Genomic DNA, 18,923 nt, shown 5'->3' on the forward strand with positions numbered 1-18,923 from the left:
CATTGATTCACCGCTGATTGCAACACTTGCACCGATACCGAAACTTTTGCCTTCGTAGTGGCTATGGTTTTGAATGTCGCTGGCAGTAAGGGTGGCCGTCTGAAAAAGGTTTTTTCCTTTGTCTTCGGCACTCTTGCCGGAGGTGATGATACCGCCCTTGAGGTCTGTGTTGTCTCTGACTTTGATTTGATAGCCGTCTTCTCCGGCATAAATACCACTTTGCTCGGTTACGGAGGCATGGTCTGCTTTGACTTTGCTTTGGCTGTAACTGCCGCTTGCACTGAATCCGTAACCGACGGTAACTTGGACGTTGCCGTTTTGCTGTTTGCTCTGATAGGTTTCAGTGTCTTGAACACTTTCTATATGCAGGTTGCGCGTATCTGCCTGTACGCCTTTGCCGATGAGCTGCGCACCTTTGAGAGTGGTATCCCCGCCGCTTCGGATAATCGTTTTGCCGGCCGTGCTGCCAATATGGGTGTGGCGGTGGGTAGTACTTTCCCCTTGTCCTTTACCTTTGCCGAGATTTCCTCCGGCGGTAATTCCAAGACTGATGCCGTCGCCTATTTGGACGGCTACGCCCGCATTCCAGCCGCTGCTTTTGTTTTTGCTTTGCTCGCTGCCCTCCTGTTTGGCAGATTGGAGTTTGATATGGTTGTCGGCAATGAGGGTGGTACCTGCATGGCCGATGACATCGGAACCTGTAATATTGATATTGGACTGCTCCCCGCCTCCTGTGGCCACAAGTGTGGTTTGCCCTTTGCCGATAATTTGACTTGCTGCCGCTTCGGTGTAACGGCTTTTTTGCTCGTTACGACTTTTCTGTTCGCCGTAGGTGATGGACACACTGATACCGGAGCTTTGATTGTTGTTTTGACCTTGTCCCGCACTGCTGCTTGGAGTAAATTGTTGCATTTGTTGGGCTGCTTGATAACCCTGCCATGCAGCATTGGCTGCAGCCATGGCATTAACGCGTTTATTTTTACTTTTGCCCACATTTTGGGCTGCTTGTACGAAGTTTTGTGCAGCTTGGACAACCGGCACATTGAGGGCGACAGTGAGGCCTTTTTGTTCCCGGGTATGGACGTAGTCAGTGGCATACCGGTTGTTTGCGGACTCTACATCTATGCTTTTGGCAGTGACGGTATTGCGTCCCTCGGGGCTGGAGACAGTACTGCCGGTTTGTCGGTAGCGGTTTCCGGCAACTGTAACGGTGTCTCCATTCAGGCTGCCTATAATGCTGCCTGTATGGACAATATTGGTACGATCAGTGTCATCGGTAGTTTTTCGGTTACCGATAGTAAAGCCCAATCCGCCTGTGCCCATGACTCCTGATTTTTTGCTCTCGTGGTATTCATTGCCGGTGTAGCGATTATGGGCAGTAGAAATATCGATGTCGTGTCCTGCTTTTAAGACAGTGCCATTATCAGAAATAAGGTTGCTGCCGCGTACATTGATATCCTGCCCGGCTGCAACGATAATTTTGCCGCCGCCGATGTTGCTGCCGACTGCTTCATCATGACTAAAGCGGTAGCGGTCGTGTGTTTTGGTACTGGAAAGGATGCCTTTGCTTTTCCCGCTTACAGCGGCGTCCAATTCGGTTATTTGGCGTCCTTCGCTGATAGTGACATCACGTCCTGCGGCAAGGACGGTTTTACCCACGTCGGTCTCAAGTTCGCCCTGGCGGATTTTTAAGTCGTTGCCTGCTTGGAGCAGTGCGCCGTTTTGCGTGCGGATACTGCTGCCGACTTCGGCACTTTGGCGGACATGACGATGATTTTTGTCATCTAATGCACCATAGGTTTCGCGATGTTCGGTACGGATGGTGCCGAGATTGAGATTATTACCAGCGGTAATTTGGGTGGTGCCGCCTTTAACTTGGTTAGAGATGGTGGCTGCATTGAGGTTGATATCGTTGCCAGCATGCAGGGATAGGATGCCGTCTGAAGCTCTGTTATCTACTTGCTCAGTATAACTTCCGGCCACGTTAATACCGGCCATACGATCGATAGCGGTATTGCCGTTACGTTCATTACCGGAAGTTTGGGTTGTACCGTTAAGGTTGATATTTTGCGCTTGGGCAGTCAGCAGTCCGCCTGCTTGTACCTGCCCGCCGTCGACATTGATACTTTTTTCAGCTTTTAAGCCGATTTGGTCGGCCTGAATATTACCGTTGCTGTTAATATTCCGTGCTTGGATGAGTACGGCCTGCCGCCCCGCAATGGTACCGCTATTAGTCAGGTTTCCGTTTTGCAGTTTAAGTAAGACTTGTTCGGCACTAATCAGGCCGCCGGAGGTATTGAGATCACCTTTGCGTGCCAGGGCATAGACTTTGGGGGCGAGTACGGTTTGAGTCGAACCGTCAGACAGAGTGACGGTTTGATTTTCCATCCAAACGATATCTGAAGTTAAGCGGGCAACTTGCTCTGCACTCAAGGCGATACCCGGGGTAAGGCCGAATGTTTTGGCAACAGTAAGGCCGTTGTCCATCAGAGCTTTGAATTGTTCTTCATCACTGCTGTAGCCATCAAGTCGGCGGTTGCCTGTTAACTGGTGGATTTGTTCATTAACAAGTTTTTGTTCGTAGTAGCCGTCACCTAGCCGTTTGTGTAGATAATTGGGGTCCAATTGCAGTTGTTTCAACATGTAGTCGCTGCCCAACCAGCGGCGGTAGTCTGCAAATTGAGGATCTGTTTCAACCAACCAGCCTTTATTGTCAGGATGGGTGGTGTAGAGGCTGCTGTTCGGCAGAGTAACAGTAGCGTTATTTAATGAGACCACATTACCGGTATGGATGCGCTGCCCATTGACGGCTGCTGTGGATGCTCCGTCAATCAGTTTGGCTGCAGATGCTGCGGGTTGAAAGGAAGGGGAGGCGGCATTCTGTTGGGTGACGGATACAGGCGTGTCAAAGTCATGGGTAAATAGTTGGGTATCATGGTAAGGAGTGTGGTTTCTTTCGGTACGGCGTTGTCTTTTTTTGCCACTGTACCATCCTTTTTTTGTAACGGAATCCCACTGTGTGCCGACAGCATCTATGCGCCCCTTGCCTGTTGTACTTTGATTGGTGATTTCTTTCTGGTTTAAATCATCAGTGATAATACGCCCGCCTACTATAATTTGACTGTCTTTGTTCAGCCAGTCTTGGCCTGAAACAGTCAAATTACCACCCACAGTAATGTGTGCCGGTCGATTTTCGATGATGCGTTCTTTATAAGTCTCGATGTGATAGTCTCGGACATGCCATTGGTTGGCCTCAATACGAGAACCATTTTTTAAATGGAACGTAGCAGTAGTTTGGTCTTTTTGTCCTTGCGAGTTATCGAATAAACCGTCTTTTCCTGCCTGATAGTAGGTATTTTGCCCCAGTACGGTGTAATCGCGGACTTGCTTTTCTGCTTTGGCTAAGTATGTTTCTGTTTTAAAGTGATTATTGATATTCTGCATATTCCTAACGGACATCAATGCATCACCTTGTACTTCCAAACTGGCACTGCCATTAACAAAGGTATCAGCCATGCCTGCCGCATGATGTTGTTCATCCAGTCGATTACCGATGGCAAAAATACCTTCGCTGGATAGTAGGGCCCCTTCTTGGTTATGAATCTCTTTCGCTCCGATATCCAAACGTTTCCTTGCAGCTATTGCACCCGCTTTGGTGCTGCCTTCTGTCGTTTCTTCTCGGTTAAGCAGTTTTTGCGCGTCCAGAGCAATATGGTTACCATAGATTTTGCCTGTCCCGGTGTTGTTCAAGGTTTGACCTGCATCGATGTGGGTCAAACCGTTGCTGTTGATCAAACCCCTGTTTTCTACATACTGTTCAGATGTGATGTTCGTTTGTTCTCCGGCAATAATTTTGCCTGTAACTTGGTTATCTATATTGCCGGCATTGAGTTTGAGCGTATGACCTGCTTGTAGGGTATGGGTATTTTTCAGACGGCCTTTTGTGCTTAGATTTAATTGGTTGCCTGCAGTGAGATCGCGGTCTATGACGAAATCATCCCTCAAGGTGATATCCAGCTTGTTACCGGCTGTTAATGTGCCATTATTGGCGAGTGATTTGGCTTGTAGTGATACATTACCAGTAGATTGAATCGTGCCATCCTCATTGTTTAGCACCAAAGTGTTTTGATTTTTATCGTAAATAGACAACTGCCGGTTGGTGGCAATTTCACCATGTTGGTTGTATAGGCCGTCTGAAACAGCTAATTGTGCTTGGTTCGCAGATAGGAGTTTGCCGTTTTGGTTGCCTACATTTCGACTATTGATAGTCAGTTGTTCGGTAGCAGTAATATGGCCACTTTGGTTAGTCAGTTGCTGACTTTGGATGCTAACCGTTTCAGCCTCTATACGTCCGTGCGTATTATCTAGAGTCTGACCTTTGGTATTCAGTTGTGCAACAGAAACTTTTCCTGTATTGCGAAGATTGTTATTGGCAGTGACGGTTCCACTATCGGCAAGAATGTTACCTGCGTTATGTAAATCGGCGGTATCAAGCTGTAGATGTGCAGCTCGAATATTGCCTTTTTTATCATTGCTCAAGCGGCCCGAATGAATGAGTGTCAGATTGTTAGCGGTAATTTCTCCCGCATTATGCAGTTCACGGTTGTCAATCTTGCCGGTTTGAGTTAATAAGTGACCGCTGTTTTTAGCAGTTTGAGCACTAACAGCCAGATCGTGTGCCTGGAGTTTGCCTTTTGCCGTATTGTTAAATGAATCGCCTGATACTTGTAGTTTAGCCGCATTCAGACTGCCCGAATTTTCCAAACTGTTTTTGGCGGCAATGTCGATTTGTCCACCTGCATTGATTGATCCTGCATTATCAAGTGCCCCCGTTGTTTGAATGCGTCCTCTGGCGTAGGCTTTTGCAGATGCTGTAGGTGAAACGGGATTGTTTGAACTAGGCTTAGATGCCGAGACAGTGCTGCTACCTGAACCTGTTGCAGTACTCGGAATCTGTGGTATGGCTGATGGATTGGGATTCAAACCGGTCTGTGGAACGTCGCTCACACCAATCTTGCCACTGTTATCGAATTTGCCAGCAGATACCAAATCCAATGCTTGTGAACCTGTTTGAATAATATTACCCGTGTTATCCAAACTACCTGTTGACATATCTAAGCGGGCAGCCTGGATCGTACCGTTGTTTTGGTTTTTCAGACGACCTAAATTACGGACAGTCAATTCACCTGAGGATAAGACCGTACCTGAATTGTCCAGCGTCTGGCTGTGAATATTGGCATCATCCTGTGAGGCAATCGTACCGCTATTACGGACATTGCGGGCATGAAGTGAAACCGCATGGTTTTCTCCCATCGCCGCAATCGTACCCGTGTTGACCAGTTTACCTTCAGCATTCACTGCCACATTGCCAGCTGAGGTAAACAATTGCCCCTGATTGCGCACGGATGCATCACGATTAGTGCTGATCAAGGTGATCTTACCGGCATACATACCACCCAATGCCCCTGTATCGATGGCATACAGTGAGTTGGCAGAATTTGTATTCGCAGCAGGTGAGTGTGAAGACTGGATAGAGCCATCAGCTGAGACATCATTTTGCCCTGCCAACACACGCACATCTTTACCCCACACAGGCCCATCAATCTTAACCGCGCGGCTCAATATCTGCGTGTAATCGGTATCGCGGGCATCCAAACCGTGTCCGACGATTACAACATTGCCTTGCCTTATCTTAAAGCCACTAAGGTCTCCTGCTTGATATTGTGGTTGGCCTGTAGTCAAAGTGGCACGGGAAGCATTGATAAATCCCCCTCCGTTCACTTGAATTCCTGCAGGGTTTGCAATCACCACTTCAGCACGTCTACCACCTACTTCAATATATCCGCCCAACAAAGAGGGATCAGCTGAATTGACTTGATTCACGATGACACGGGCCTCACCACCTGCAAGCCAGGGGTTTCCCTGTATCCAGCCACCCAGCTGTGTTTGCACGTTCCGACGGCTGTTGTTCAAAATAGCACCACGTTTGTCAACATTGAAATGGGTGTATTGATTAACTGAAACTCCTGCGGCAGTAGGGGTTTGGATATTGGCCTGCGGGATGCCGTTACTGGTTTGCATGATGGTAGGCTGTTGCTGTGTAGGTGCGGATTTGTCAGCAACGATGTCTTGGGCATTGACAGAGGGAGAAGTCAGAATAAGGGCAGAGCCGAGGAGTAATGAAAGGGAGAATGAGATAACAGAGATAGAATGGATAAAACCTGTAAAGCCCGCAATATCATTTGGCGAAATACCTGCAGCTTGGGTGTCGGCTGTGTTTTTGCCCTCGCGTTTGGCATTTTCAGCAACGGCCATCATGCAGTTTCGATGTTTATTAAAGACGACTTTGTACAGGGTACGATTCATAGTAAATGCTTTCTCGATAATATTCCTTACAAATATCCATTCTAACTTGAATTAACTTTGTATGTATAGAAAATTTATTTGGGATTGGAAAGGATTAGCTATGAATGTCACAACATTCGGCAAGTTATCTAACAATTTGGTAGTGGTTGTCGTCATTATTGTAACTATGCTTGAAATACGAGGCTTTGCTCCGCGTTCTTTCCTTGCTCTCACTATGCCTTTTTATACTTTGAGACCTTTGCAAAATTCCCCAAAATCCCCTAAATTCCCATCAAGACATTTAGGGGATTTTCCATGAGCACCCTCTTCTAGCAAACCGCACAAGCCATGATTGCCAAACACATCGACCGCTTCCCACTATTGAAGTTGGATCAGGTGATTGATTGGCAGCCGATCGAACAATACCTGAATCGTCAAAGAACCCGTTACCTTCGAGACCACCGTGGCCGTCCCGCCTATCCCCTGTTGTCCATGTTCAAAGCCGTCCTGCTCGGACAATGGCACAGCCTCTCCGATCCCGAACTCGAACACAGCCTCATCACCCGCATCGATTTCAACCTGTTTTGCCGCTTTGACGAGTTGAGCATCCCCGATTACAGCACCTTATGCCGCTACCGCAACTGGCTGGCGTAAGACGACACCCTGTCCGAATTGCTGGAACTGATTAACCGCCAACTGACTGAAAAAGGCCTCAAAGTAGAGAAAGCATCCGCCGCCATCATTGACGCCACCATTATTCAGACCGCCGGCAGCAAACAGCGTCAGGCCATAGAAGTCGATGACGAAGGACAAGTCAGCGGCCAAACCACACCGAGTAAAGACAGCGATGCCCGTTGGATAAAGAAAAACGGTCTCTACAAACTCGGTTATAAACAACATACCCGTACCGATGGAGAAGGCTATATCGAGAAACTGCACATTACCCCCGCCAATGCCCATGAGTGCAAATACCTATTGCCTTTGTTGGAAGGACTGCCCAAAGGTACGACCATCTATGCCGATAAAGGCTATGACAGTGAGGAAAACCGGCAACATCTGGAAGAGCATCGGCTGCAGGACGGCATTATGCGCAAAGCCCACCGCAAACATCCGCTGACGGAAGCGCAAACCAAACGCAACCGATATTTGTCGAAAACCCGTTATGTGGTCGAACAAAGCTTCGGTACGCTGCACCGTAAATTCCGCTATGCGCGGTCAGCCTATTTTGGTCTGCTCAAAGTAAGTGCACAAAGCCATCTGAAGGCGATGTGTTTGAACCTGTTGAAAGCCGCCAACAGGCTAAGTGCGCCTGTTGCTGCCTAAAAGGTGGCCAGATGCCTGATTGATCAGGTATCCAAGGTGAATTACGGGGATATTTGAGTAGAATCAGTGGATATTTGAAACAAAAACAGCCGAAAACCTGTGTTTGGATTTCGGCTGTCTGGGGGAAAAGGAATTTTGCAAAGGTCTCAGGTAATAAATTAGCAACCGAGCTTGCAGTACATGAATCGTCAATGAACCTGTTACTTCCGAGACTACTCCCCTATTTACAATATTAAAGCTGTACTGTTCAGCTAATAGATAACTACCTTCCTTATCTGACTAGACAGAATACTTTTGGTAAATCTGATTGCACTCACTACTTTGTCAAAATCAATATCTTCAGGTTCTGAAGCATACAGTTCCCGGCGTAAGGCGACCAAACGACTTTGTTCAGGTGTACGGCCTTCGCTTCGTGGTGTTTTTCGAGCAATCATGGCCAAAACTGAAGCCACACGTTCAATCAAAGCGTCTTTCTGCATTAAAGTAGCCATTTTTATTCCTTTTCTGAAATTAGGGATTGTTTATGTTGTCGCATTACCAGTTTCACCAAGGATACGCTACATCCGGCCAACTTGGCTGTTTCTTGAAGAGTATGATGTGAGCGCAGACTGATAATCAATTTATGTTTTTGAGTATCTGCCTGACGACCTTTGAATCGCCCTTGTTTTTTTGCTTCAGCAATTCCGGCTGCTTGGCGTTTCTTACGTTGTTCGTAGTCATCTCTAGCCATTTGTAGGGCAATTTTAAGCAGCATGGTTTGTATGCTGTCTAAGACGATTTTGGCAATATCGGAGTCAGTCTGTATTTGACTCAGGTCGATAATGCCGGGAATGGCGAGAAATGCCCCTTTTTCACGGATACGGTTTACCAGCTTTTCTGCTTCAGCCAGTGGCAGACGAGTGATACGGTCAATATGCTCGGCGATGATCACGTCGCCTTCTTGCAAATCGGCAATCAATTTGTTCAATACAGGTCTGTCGGCACGAACGCCCGAAGCCTTTTCCTTATAAACCCCTGCAATGTAGTAACCTTCTGCCTTAGCTTTCTCAATTAAGGCGTTTTGCCGCTCAAGATTTTGTTCTTCAGTGCTGACACGTTGGTAGATTCTTGCTGCTTTCATGTTCAGCCTCAATAGTCAATACCAAAAATACAATTTTGGTATAAATAAGTAGCAACGTCAGTATCATCTCCGGAACTGTAGAAATCTGAAAGTTTTGTGTTGAACTCGGGCATTTGCAGTTCAGAAATTTCCAAAATACCACAGCCTTTTTCGATCAACATTGCATTGGCAAACAGCGTGGCCGTTCGTTTGTTACCGTCCCAAAAGATTTGTTGCCGCATAAAGGCCAACATGGAGCGGATAGCAGTTTCAGTGGTTGAATTACTTCTGTTTTCAATTTGTCCCAACAGATTCTGTACGTCAACTTCCGACATTGCGGGCGGTGTGTGTCGAGACCCATCAACCAGGGTAACGCCGACTGTACCAGTACGGAAATCTCCGGGAGCCAATGAGTCTTCCTGGGCAACAATACTATTGATTTTTTTTAGTAGTGGTATATCAACGGGAAGGCCGTCTGAAATATGGCGCATTACATATTGGTAAGCACGTTTCAGATTTAAGATGGTCTGAATATCACCCAATGATGCCGAGGCAACATTTTGCCCATTGATAATCTGTTCTGTCTGCAACAAAGTTGTCTGACAGTTTTCAAACCGGCTTAGATTGTGGATTTGGGCAACCAATACTTTTTTGGCCAAAAAGATATTTTCTTTCAGGCTGAGATTATATTTATCTGGAAACACTGTTGCTCCTTATACGGACAAAGGTGGTTAATTTGGGTATGCTCTAATTAACCGTCTAGAGAGTATCACAAAGAAATGGGCAATTTAAAATGTTTTGGACTTAAATTGCCCATTTCTGAATTATCCACTCTATTTGCCCATAAAGCAACAAAAAAACCATCCTAAAGGATGGTTTGATCAAATAAACTATTTATTTCTTTTTCTGTCCTGATTCCACCCAAATCCCCCCTTAATCCTCCTCGGATACCCCATAATCAGGCATCCTGCTTTTTAGGCGAAAACAGACACACTTAGCCTGTTAGCGGCTTTCAATAGCCTTCAGATGGCTTTCCGCATAAAACCATCTTGCAGCCGACGCTCTTCCAGATGTTGCTGGTTTTCCTTACTGTCATAGCCTTTGTCGGCATAGACGGTCGTGCCTTCGGCTATACCTTCCAGCAAAGGCGACAGGTGATTGCACTCATGGGTATTGGCGGGAGTGATGTGCAATTTCTCGATATAGCCTTTCGCATCGGTACGGGTATGTTGTTTGTAACCGAGTTTGTAGAGGCCGTTTTTCTTTGTCCAACGGGCATCTTTATCTTTACTCGGTGTGGTTTGACCGCTGACTTGCCCTTCTTCATCGACTTCTATGGCCTGACGCTGTTTGCTGCCGGCGGTCTGAATAATGGTGGCGTCAATGATGGCGGCGGATGCTTTCTCTACTTTGAGGCCTTTTTCAGTCAGTTGGCGGTTAATCAGTTCCAGCAATTCGGACAGGGTGTCGTCTTACGCCAGCCAGTTGCGGTAGCGGCATAAGGTGCTGTAATCGGGGATGCTCAACTCGTCAAAGCGGCAAAACAGGTTGAAATCGATGCGGGTGATGAGGCTGTGTTCGAGTTCGGGATCGGAGAGGCTGTGCCATTGTCCGAGCAGGACGGCTTTGAACATGGACAACAGGGGATAGGCGGGACGGCCACGGTGGTCTCGAAGGTAACGGGTTCTTTGACGATTCAGGTATTGTTCGATCGGCTGCCAATCAATCACCTGATCCAACTTCAATAGTGGGAAGCGGTCGATGTGTTTGGCAATCATGGCTTGTGCGGTTTGCTAGAAGAGGGTGCTCATGGAAAATCCCCTAAATGTCTTGATAGGAATTTAGGGGATTTTTGCAAAGTTCTCTAAGCTATTATCGTTAGAAAAAATAAAAATCACAATAAATCTGCCTTAAATTTAAGCGGATTTATTTTATTAATTATTTGACTTACTAAATTTAGTAAAATTATATGTAGGAAGCAAAACAGGATTATATCCAGCATTTACAAAATAATTATTTACAAATGCTCTCAAGAATGGATATGCAATTGCCGGTGCATTCACCTTTGGGAAATTTGAATGTTTAAACTCATCAGTAATAGTATCATCACATTCAAAACGAGCTACAAATTTACATGAAAAAATACCACCTTCTGTTTCATCATCCTCATTATCTCTACTCTTCAAATTTAAATCAAAGAGAACAAAAAAATCACGCCCCTCTTCCAAATAAAAAGGATGAAACCTAATAATATCCTCACACTGAGACATATTCATATTAGGCATATTTTCCAAAAAGTTAAGTATTTTTTCAGAAGGATTAAATTTTGTTTCAACAACTTTATAATCTAAGAATTTAATATTCATAATAATATAAACCCTTATGCAACTAATTCATAGTGACAATCATTAAAAGCATTCGTGTTATATTGAATGTTGTTCCCAGAAAAATGATCTAAAAACAATAAACTCTCTTCGGCATCCCAATCAAATTTAAAAGGAAAAAAACGTCGTAATCGACTTTGTTTTTCAAAATCTTTTATAAAATTTATTTTTTCATAAATACTCTCACTAGAGAAATATTCTTCCTCACCCCAAATATCATCTAAGCAAGTAACGTTCTTCTCTTCTACGATAAAAGATAGATCAAAACGAGAATTATCAACAATTGATTGAAATTCATCTACGGATAAACTTGCCATAAAGGTATCAAATTTATTAATTATTTCCTGGGTAATTTTCATAAAACATCCTTTTTTATGATAGTAATAATGGAAGGTTTTTTGACAACATAACATCCTACTGTGTACCCTACCATTATTGAAGTCATTGATTCGTAAGACTTAGGTTTTTGAGCCTTAACGAAATAAACATAAATGTCTAACGGTTTATCTAAATATTCTTCAAGCATTGCGAAAAAGCCATTATAAACCTTGGTAGCTAATTCTTTTTCTTTCTTACTCTTATTCGAACCACGTTGATTAGAAGAATCAGATCTATCAAGCTCTTTTTGTACATTCTCTAAAGAATAATTCTGTTCAAAATGTTTTCTATATGTTGCAAAAAGTGCAGTATGGTCATGGCATTCAAAATCGTAGAAGTTATCGTCTAAAACATCTATTTGGCATCGCAATAATACATGCGTTGGATCAGATACCTTTCGCCGATAATCTGTGTCCTTTAAATAACATTTTGTTAGGTCATTGATACTTTTCCAACTATACTCATCATTCTTATCAACTTGCCACAGATAAACACCTATCCCATGACGTCCTTCATTTGTTTTAAACCCTTTCGCATAAATACGATTAGCATAAGTTTCACAAGTTCCATGAGCTCCATACAATGTTTTTTTCATAACTGAATTTTACTTATAGGAATAATTTAATAACATATTTTGTGTTTGTTGCGAATCATATGAAACGATATAATTGATTGCTACATTTTATGAAAATAGAAATTTGAATTAAAATTAACTATTATGATGATTTATAAAATTCTGAGTACAATCCTATTGTACCAGCTTACCAAGAAATTTGTTGTATTCTGATAATCATATTAGAATTATGTTGTATTACTTACTACATCCCTAACACGTTCACGCTACTTTTACCACGGAACTATTCCTCATCTAACTGATATCTAATAACAAATAGATTTTAGAAAAATAAAATTGCTATCAAAGATGACAGAAATTTGTAAACCCAAGGAACGAAGAATAAACGAAGTCTTACTATAAGGTAGATATTTGACTTGCTGTCTGAAGGCTCTGATGGTCTCCTGTTTGGCATTCAGAGCAAGATTTAATGCTATCGTTCGTATGCTTTAAATATAAAAAGCCTTGCGGCCGACAGACATCTGTACGGCGGCAAGGCTTGTTTAGTGCTGAAATTACCGGTATTTTGGTTAATGTGACGCAGCTCTTAAATCTTAAGTTTCGACTATGATAATAGCGTAATGATTAGGTCGATTCCCATATTTTGTATTACGTTCAATCAGATTTATTCGCTGCAATCGAAATGGAAGTGTTTTTTCACTAAATTTTCCTATTAATAACACATCATAGCTTTTCTCTGGAAAAACTTTGTCCTCATAGGTGCCCCTATAAATACGATACTGTTTACCATTAGTAGTATATATATGAAGATAATGAAGGTTATAGGCTTCATTATTACGAGTTCTGGTTTCTATTTCAACTTTCAAATGAGCATATCGCGCATAAAATGCACATAACAAGTCAGCATCTTCTTTATTTAATGGGTTATTTAAATTTCTGCGAGGAAGTGATCGCCGGATTTGATCACCTTTATTATCCGTGACTAGAATAAAAGGATTGTCAACGGGACGTTGTAAATTGGAGGCACCAGAGTTCCCATTAGTGGTATTCGTCCGATTTAAAGCTCTCTGCATAGCAGCTAATTTATCCGCAACTTGGTCATCATTCAAGCTTTCAAAATAAGCTTTGGTATTTCTTGTTGAAGATACATCATACCTATGTGCACAACCTGCTTTATGAAGATTGATACCTATTGCGCTTAGATAGGAGCGGTGTGTTTCTCCTCTAGGGGTATATTTTAAATGAGGTATTTTACACTCGGGACATCTCATGTTTTTATCATACTTACCTATATTTCCATTCTCTTGAAAATAACCATCTATTACATCTATGTTTAAATTTTCATCATCGGGAACAAAATAAAATTCTTCATAAGTTACTTTAGCCATAGCATCCTCCTTAAGAATTTCAAGTACGTTGTGAGAAGATATATAGTATAGATACTAATTGTTAAATGAAACATTAAAATTTTAAAGGTAGTTATTTACACCACTCTGACTATGAGAATTTGGAACATATTTATTCGGTCAATTGTAGTCTTATTAATGTGCAATCAAATTTTTTGTTTCTGATTTTTTAGGTACAAAAAGCCCGGCGGCCGTACAGACATCTGTACGGCTGCCGGGCTTTTGCATTGCTTGTTTAACGAGTAGGTTCGTTGTCTTGTTCTATACCTGTTTGTTTGGAGATATGCGGTTCTTGCTGTACTTGAGGGCTGACCTTTTGATCGTATTCCCGTTGTGCTTTAGTGCTTAGAGGTTGCCCAATCATATCCTTAGCCAATCTACTGATAAGCCTAGCTTCGTTTTTGTGTCCCATCTTATACAGTTCTTTGGCTATAAGACCATATTCAGCCAATATGTAACCGCGTGTCTGCATGACCTTCTGAATGTAGGGATGTGTCGGACGTTCCAGGTTTTTGATTGCTTGGTTTAATTCTTCCAGCCGTTGCTTTTCGATGCGGGGTGTTGCACCACGTTCTTTCATGGCTCGCACTATGCCATTTTCAGCTTTGAGGATTTTTCCCCGGTGTTGCCGTTTAGTAGCCGCACACTCTACACCTTCCTCCCGGAGTTTTTCAGCAAAACGGACGCGCCATTCAAAAAGATCATTTTTACGCGGATTAAGCCGTTGCCCGTAGGTATCTCTCATCAATACACACAAATGTACATGGGGATGCTCTGGTTCTCCTTCTTTTTCGGATTCGTGGTGCAGGGCAAAGACGTATTGATGGTCGGCAAACTGTTCGGCGGCGAAATTGCGGGCGGCATTCAAGACGGCCTGCGGCGGTGTTCCGGCAGGCATGGATAGGACGATATTGAGGGCTTCCCGGTGTTTGCCTCTTTCGGGGATATTGAGTTTCTGCCAATCTTCTAGTTGCGATTTGACGGCTTTTTTCCGTTTAATTTTTCACCGGAGTGATTTTCGACAGTAATTTTACCGTTGCGTGAAATGTAGTCCAAATGGTTGCGTATGCCCTGCATACCATTGGAGTTTCGACTTAGCCTTTTAGGGATTTTAACCATGACTTCGGGGTGTTTTTTAGCCGCCGCCGTCAGGTTGGCCAATCCGCTACCGGATTTGAGGGGTACTCTGGATTTTGCCCGGTGATTGGATTTTGAGATGGGGATGCTGGAATCTTTTGCACGGACGGAGCGGGTTTTGAAACCCAAAAACCAATCGTCTATTTTACGGTACAGGGACATAGCTTTACTCCTATTCGGACAGGCGTTTGCGGTTGGTTCGTAATACGTCACTTACCCTTTGGGTATGTTGCCTGATGAATTGTGATAGGGCATTTATCTGTTCGGATGTAAGAGAAACACCTTCGCCCATATTGAGCTGTCGGGCAATTTGGTTGAGGTTGCGGCCTATACTTAAAAGCTGGTAGTTTGACTGGAAAAGCACTTCGACTTCGGCCGCCGTCAGCAGGGGATGCTTACGGACGTGCGACTGGACTATATCGCGTATGATGTCGTTCACGCTGCTTTTGTGCTTTTCAGCGGCGGCTTCGAGGTAGGCACGGTCTTTTTCGGGCAGGCGGACGGTAACGCGTTTGCTGCTTCTTGGGGGTGGAAGTCCGATCAATTCGGGTTCTTCCTTTTCAAGCTGCGCCTTCAAAAGCCGTTTTGCCATCCACGACACACTGGCTTTCCCATACCGTTGTTTTGCCAGTTGCGTAAGCTCTCTAATTTCTTCATGGGTTAAACCATAGACACTGATTTCAGGCATGGTTCTTTTCCTTAAAAAACAAGGTCGTCTGAAACCATGTTTCAGACGACCTTTCTTATCGTTATCGTCCGTAAAACAGTTCCTGTTGCTCAGGAGACTGTTCCAGGTCTTTTTGTGTCGTCAGGCGGCCATATTGGGTCTGATAGAAATTCAGGCGTGCCTGCATCTGTGTTTGTTCGGGCAGGCCTTTAATCAGGTTTTCCATGCCTGCCTCCAAAATTCGGTACTTTTTCTGCTCGTCGGCATTCATATCAGACAACCGCTGCCCATACTGTTCTTTTGCTACCAGCAAACGTTCTTCCAAGGTTTGCGCCGGTTGCCGCGCCTCCTTTTCAGACGGCCTTTCTTCTGCCTGCTGTGTCGGTTTTTCAGATTCGCGATTCTCCGGCGCAGGCTTTTCGGTTTCGGGCGTGGTCTTGCGCTCCTGTTTCTGGCGGTGCAGGGCGAGGATGTGGTTATAGGTATCGCGGAATTTGGCGAACTGTTCGCCTTTTACGCCTTGCAGGTAGGCATAGCCGAACTGCTGCTTGTCTTTATCCCATATGATGCGTGCTTTCTCTACGCCGCTGACGAAAAAGCGGTTCGGGAATTTGCGCCATTGGGTAATTTCGCCGGACTCGATCATCGGTTTTAAAAACGCAGGGATGTCGGCATTGTTCACGCGGTCGATGGCCGCCTGTTCACGTTCGATGGCGCGCTGGGTCTTCTCAATTTCCTTGTCCGCCGTCCGCAAACCGTCGTTCTGGCGTTCCCAGCGGTTCAATGTTGCCTGTCCGTTGCGCTTATCGTTGAGCGGTTGTCCGTTCGCACTGCGAACGTCGTCGAAATGGTTTTGCAGCCGTTGGTCGAACGCCGCCTGTTTCTTTGCCAGCGACTGTTGCAGGATTTTCATTCTCCTGCTGCCCGCAGGTTGCTTGTTTTCATTCTCTACCATATTGCCTCCAAGAAAGAAAACAGCCTGAAACCGCAGTGTTTCAGGCTGTAAGGTAAAGCGTCAGAAAAATCAGCGGCCAAGTTCCACTTCAGGCTCTTGGGAGCGGCCGTGCTGATGCTGCCGATCGTTCTGTCGTACCTGCTCCGGCGACGGAATCTGAATCGGATCGGGCAATTTCAGCTTCGTTCCGTGCATATTTTGGGCGGTATGCTCGTAGTAGTTTCTCAAGGCTTTTGTGCGTACATCACCTTCCAGCCCGCGTATTGAATCCATCACACCGCGTTCATACATTGCCAGTTTCTTTTGATTGGGCTTACTCAACTTTTGTGCTTTCTGCATATAATGATCTTTCGCCGCAACAAAGCCTGTATTCAACGCAGCCGCCTTCATATCATCAGTCTGATGCACGACTTCGGCGGGAACTTCTTCCCGACCAATGGAATGAACCGGTACGTCAATATCGGTATCAGCTCGAGGAGAAGCATTGATTGTTCTGTCGGAAGGCAGTGTGCTTTGCGCTTTCAGTCGATCAGCGGCAGACAGCATGGCAGCATCGGGCTGGGTATGAATGCGCTCTTCACGTTCAACCTCGGGTTTAAGCTGTTCCTTCTCCTGTGTAGGCTTCCCCGTTTCGCTTTGAGAGTTACCCTGTTCTGTTCGTTTGTGAGGCTCTTTTCTTGGCTGTTCCTTCTCTACTTCCGGTTGTCGTCTTTCCTGCTCACGCACCATCTCCGGTATAATGCCATTTTGCGCGTAACGTTCCCGCAACGCTTCCACTCGCTGCAAATCAGCGGCGGTTGGGTTATAGCCACTAGTACGGATACCCTGGGCGGCGGCTTCAATAAACATTGCCTGACGGAAGTCTTTACTGCCCGACAACTTGATGCTGTCCCAACCTTTGGCTTTGACAACTTCCAACATATCCTTGACTGTTTGCGGATCAGAAAGGGCTGTTTTTAACTCCTTGCCTTTATCTTCAAACAACACTGTTTTGTGGTCTGAAACGGAATAGAATTTGCCGCCTACGCTGTGGTAACGCGTTTTGATGTTGTCAGGGATACGATATTGTAGGTCTAAAACGACCTTGCGGGCGTTTGGTTCAGTTTCAGACGGCCTATCGAACTTTGGGGCGGTAGATTCCGATTCGGAGCGGGTAGAAGTCTGTCCTTTTTTGTTCTTTTCCTGAATAAACTCATCTTTTAGGGGTGCTTCCCATCCTTGCTCCGTTTTATAAAACGTTACGCGTTGTCCATCATGTGTTATACCTTCATAGAATTTAAGCGTACCTTCTTTATCCAAGTCTTGTTGAATTTCTTCGGGTGTTTTGCGTAGATACATGATGTCGGTTGTTGCATCATGCAATTCGTAGTGTTTAAAGTCAGACTCACGGTAAACCGGTTTATTTACTGTTTGGGTTCGACCCTCGTATTCAATACTGTTGGTTGTATTAGAAGAGGTCGTCTGAATGTTGTCTTTGTTTTCAGGATTCATGGGGTTCTCCAAGTTTTCAGGTTCGGGTCGGCTATCGTTGGCTTTCACTATCCTTTCGTGCCATTCTGCCAATTCGTCAATGATTGCCTGATCTTGACTGTTGTCAGGGTTTAAGACGAGATTGACACCTTCTGCGAAGGACTGGCGAACGGCCTCAAGTCCCGCCAGTTGATGCAGGTCGTTGAAGTCGCTCGGCAAAGGGGGACGGCCTTTTCCATCGACCCCTTTGCCTTTCTGATACTGTTGTATCAGCGTCATAGAAAACTCTGGTTGGATTGCCGTGGCGCGGTCGCCTAACAAGGCGGCTGCCTGCCGTGCTTTTTTGATACCGGTTTGCGAAGCATCGTTATCGACCGCAATCACAACAGGGACGTTTTGAGGCAGTTTTTGTGCCAAACGTTCGGCAACGGCAACCATGTTGCCTGCATCAAAAGCAATGATAACGGGCTTGCCCGTGGCTTCGTAGATGCTTGCCGCCGTAGCATAACCTTCCGCCATGACGACACCGACTTTTTCCACATCATCGGCCTTGCCGATAAAGGCATAAGCCCCCTGAACCTGACCGCCTGCCAAGAAGCGTTTGCCTCCGTCTTGGTTGATGGATTGCAGATTGACGATTTCATTTTCATACAGGACGGGGATAATCAGATTGTCGTTGTCCTTATATACGTTTTGACGCAGACCGGCGATGGCATCTGGGTTGGTAATACCTTTGGCGGCGAGATAGGGATGGCTCAACGAAGCGGGGCGGCTACTATTCCAAATCTTTTGTGCCGTACCTTTCACCCTCTGTTGCGTCTGCTGCCGCTCCTGTTCCGCCGCCTGCCGCCTTGCCTCCGATTCCGCTTTGCGCCGCGCCTGTTCTTCCACGCTTGGCGGCGTGTAGGGCTTGGCAGGCTGCCAGCCGTTCTGCCGCGCCAGCTTCCACACCGTTCCGATACTGAAGCTGCCCGGTTTAAGGCTTTTCCACGTTGATTTGGCGGCACGGTTGTCATAGTTGTCAGCGCGTTGTGACCATTCGTCCCAAAGGTCGTAACCGTTTTCGCCCAGCTCGTCTTTAACGGCCGCGCCAACCTGCCACCAAGTATCGCGATCATGTGAGTCGATATAACTCAAGGCACTGCGGATGTCGTCAATGTCGCTCATATTTCCACTTCCTTATAG

Annotated in this window: 10 protein-coding genes and 4 pseudogenes; 1 reads left to right on the forward strand and 13 read right to left on the reverse strand. The window is 45.3% G+C overall.

The annotated features are described in order from the left end of the window. Positions 1–23: 23 nt before the first annotated feature. Positions 24–6,366: pseudogene (locus tag KCG54_RS10680) on the reverse strand (hemagglutinin repeat-containing protein); the annotation flags it as partial. Between the two features lie 327 nt (positions 6,367–6,693). Here KCG54_RS10680 and KCG54_RS10685 point away from each other — a divergent pair. Further along, positions 6,694–7,668: pseudogene (locus tag KCG54_RS10685) on the forward strand (IS5 family transposase). A gap of 251 nt (positions 7,669–7,919) precedes the next feature. Here the strand turns inward: KCG54_RS10685 and KCG54_RS10690 are convergent. The 12 genes and pseudogenes from KCG54_RS10690 to KCG54_RS10745 form a co-directional block, all read right to left on the reverse strand. Next, positions 7,920–8,159 carry a hypothetical protein gene (locus KCG54_RS10690; RefSeq protein ID WP_254324157.1) on the reverse strand — a complete coding sequence of 80 codons (240 nt, stop codon included), beginning with the start codon at positions 8,157–8,159 and terminating at the stop codon, positions 7,920–7,922. 2 nt (positions 8,160–8,161) lie between these two features. Next, entirely contained in the window at positions 8,162–8,788 is a 627-nt protein-coding gene (locus KCG54_RS10695; RefSeq protein WP_254324158.1) for a recombinase family protein, read from the reverse strand. Positions 8,789–8,796: 8 nt separating this feature from the next. Beyond that, entirely contained in the window at positions 8,797–9,471 is a 675-nt protein-coding gene (locus tag KCG54_RS10700) for a Fic family protein (protein ID WP_070824099.1), read from the reverse strand. A 324-nt stretch (positions 9,472–9,795) separates the two neighbouring features. After that, positions 9,796–10,545 (reverse strand): annotated as a pseudogene (locus tag KCG54_RS10705) (IS5 family transposase); the annotation flags it as partial. Positions 10,546–10,701: 156 nt separating this feature from the next. After that, a complete protein-coding gene (locus KCG54_RS10710; protein WP_254321731.1) occupies positions 10,702–11,133 on the reverse strand; it encodes a protein-export chaperone SecB in 432 nt (143 codons plus the stop codon). Between the two features lie 14 nt (positions 11,134–11,147). After that, complete coding sequence (locus KCG54_RS10715) at positions 11,148–11,510, reverse strand: hypothetical protein (RefSeq protein ID WP_254321730.1); 363 nt, start codon at positions 11,508–11,510, stop codon at positions 11,148–11,150. Then, the gene (locus KCG54_RS10720) at positions 11,507–12,124 is read right to left on the reverse strand and encodes a hypothetical protein (protein ID WP_254324159.1); all 618 of its coding nucleotides are present in this window, start codon (positions 12,122–12,124) and stop codon (positions 11,507–11,509) included. Before KCG54_RS10720 ends, KCG54_RS10715 begins: the two co-directional genes overlap by 4 nt. Before the next feature lie 572 nt (positions 12,125–12,696). Next, positions 12,697–13,491 (reverse strand): hypothetical protein, encoded by a 795-nt coding sequence (locus KCG54_RS10725; RefSeq protein ID WP_254324160.1) that lies wholly within the window; start codon positions 13,489–13,491, stop codon positions 12,697–12,699. A gap of 253 nt (positions 13,492–13,744) precedes the next feature. Next, positions 13,745–14,808: pseudogene (locus KCG54_RS10730) on the reverse strand (relaxase/mobilization nuclease domain-containing protein). Between the two features lie 10 nt (positions 14,809–14,818). Then, complete coding sequence (locus KCG54_RS10735) at positions 14,819–15,334, reverse strand: MobC family plasmid mobilization relaxosome protein (protein ID WP_254324161.1); 516 nt, start codon at positions 15,332–15,334, stop codon at positions 14,819–14,821. 61 nt (positions 15,335–15,395) lie between these two features. Further along, positions 15,396–16,268 carry a hypothetical protein gene (locus KCG54_RS10740; protein WP_254324162.1) on the reverse strand — a complete coding sequence of 291 codons (873 nt, stop codon included), beginning with the start codon at positions 16,266–16,268 and terminating at the stop codon, positions 15,396–15,398. A 69-nt stretch (positions 16,269–16,337) separates the two neighbouring features. After that, positions 16,338–18,905: an LPD7 domain-containing protein gene (locus tag KCG54_RS10745; protein WP_254324163.1), complete on the reverse strand. Its 2,568-nt coding sequence runs from the start codon at positions 18,903–18,905 to the stop codon at positions 16,338–16,340. Between the last annotated feature and the right edge of the window lie 18 nt (positions 18,906–18,923).

The organism is Neisseria subflava (assembly GCF_024205705.1).
Classification (GTDB): Bacteria; Pseudomonadota; Gammaproteobacteria; order Burkholderiales; family Neisseriaceae; genus Neisseria; species Neisseria subflava_D.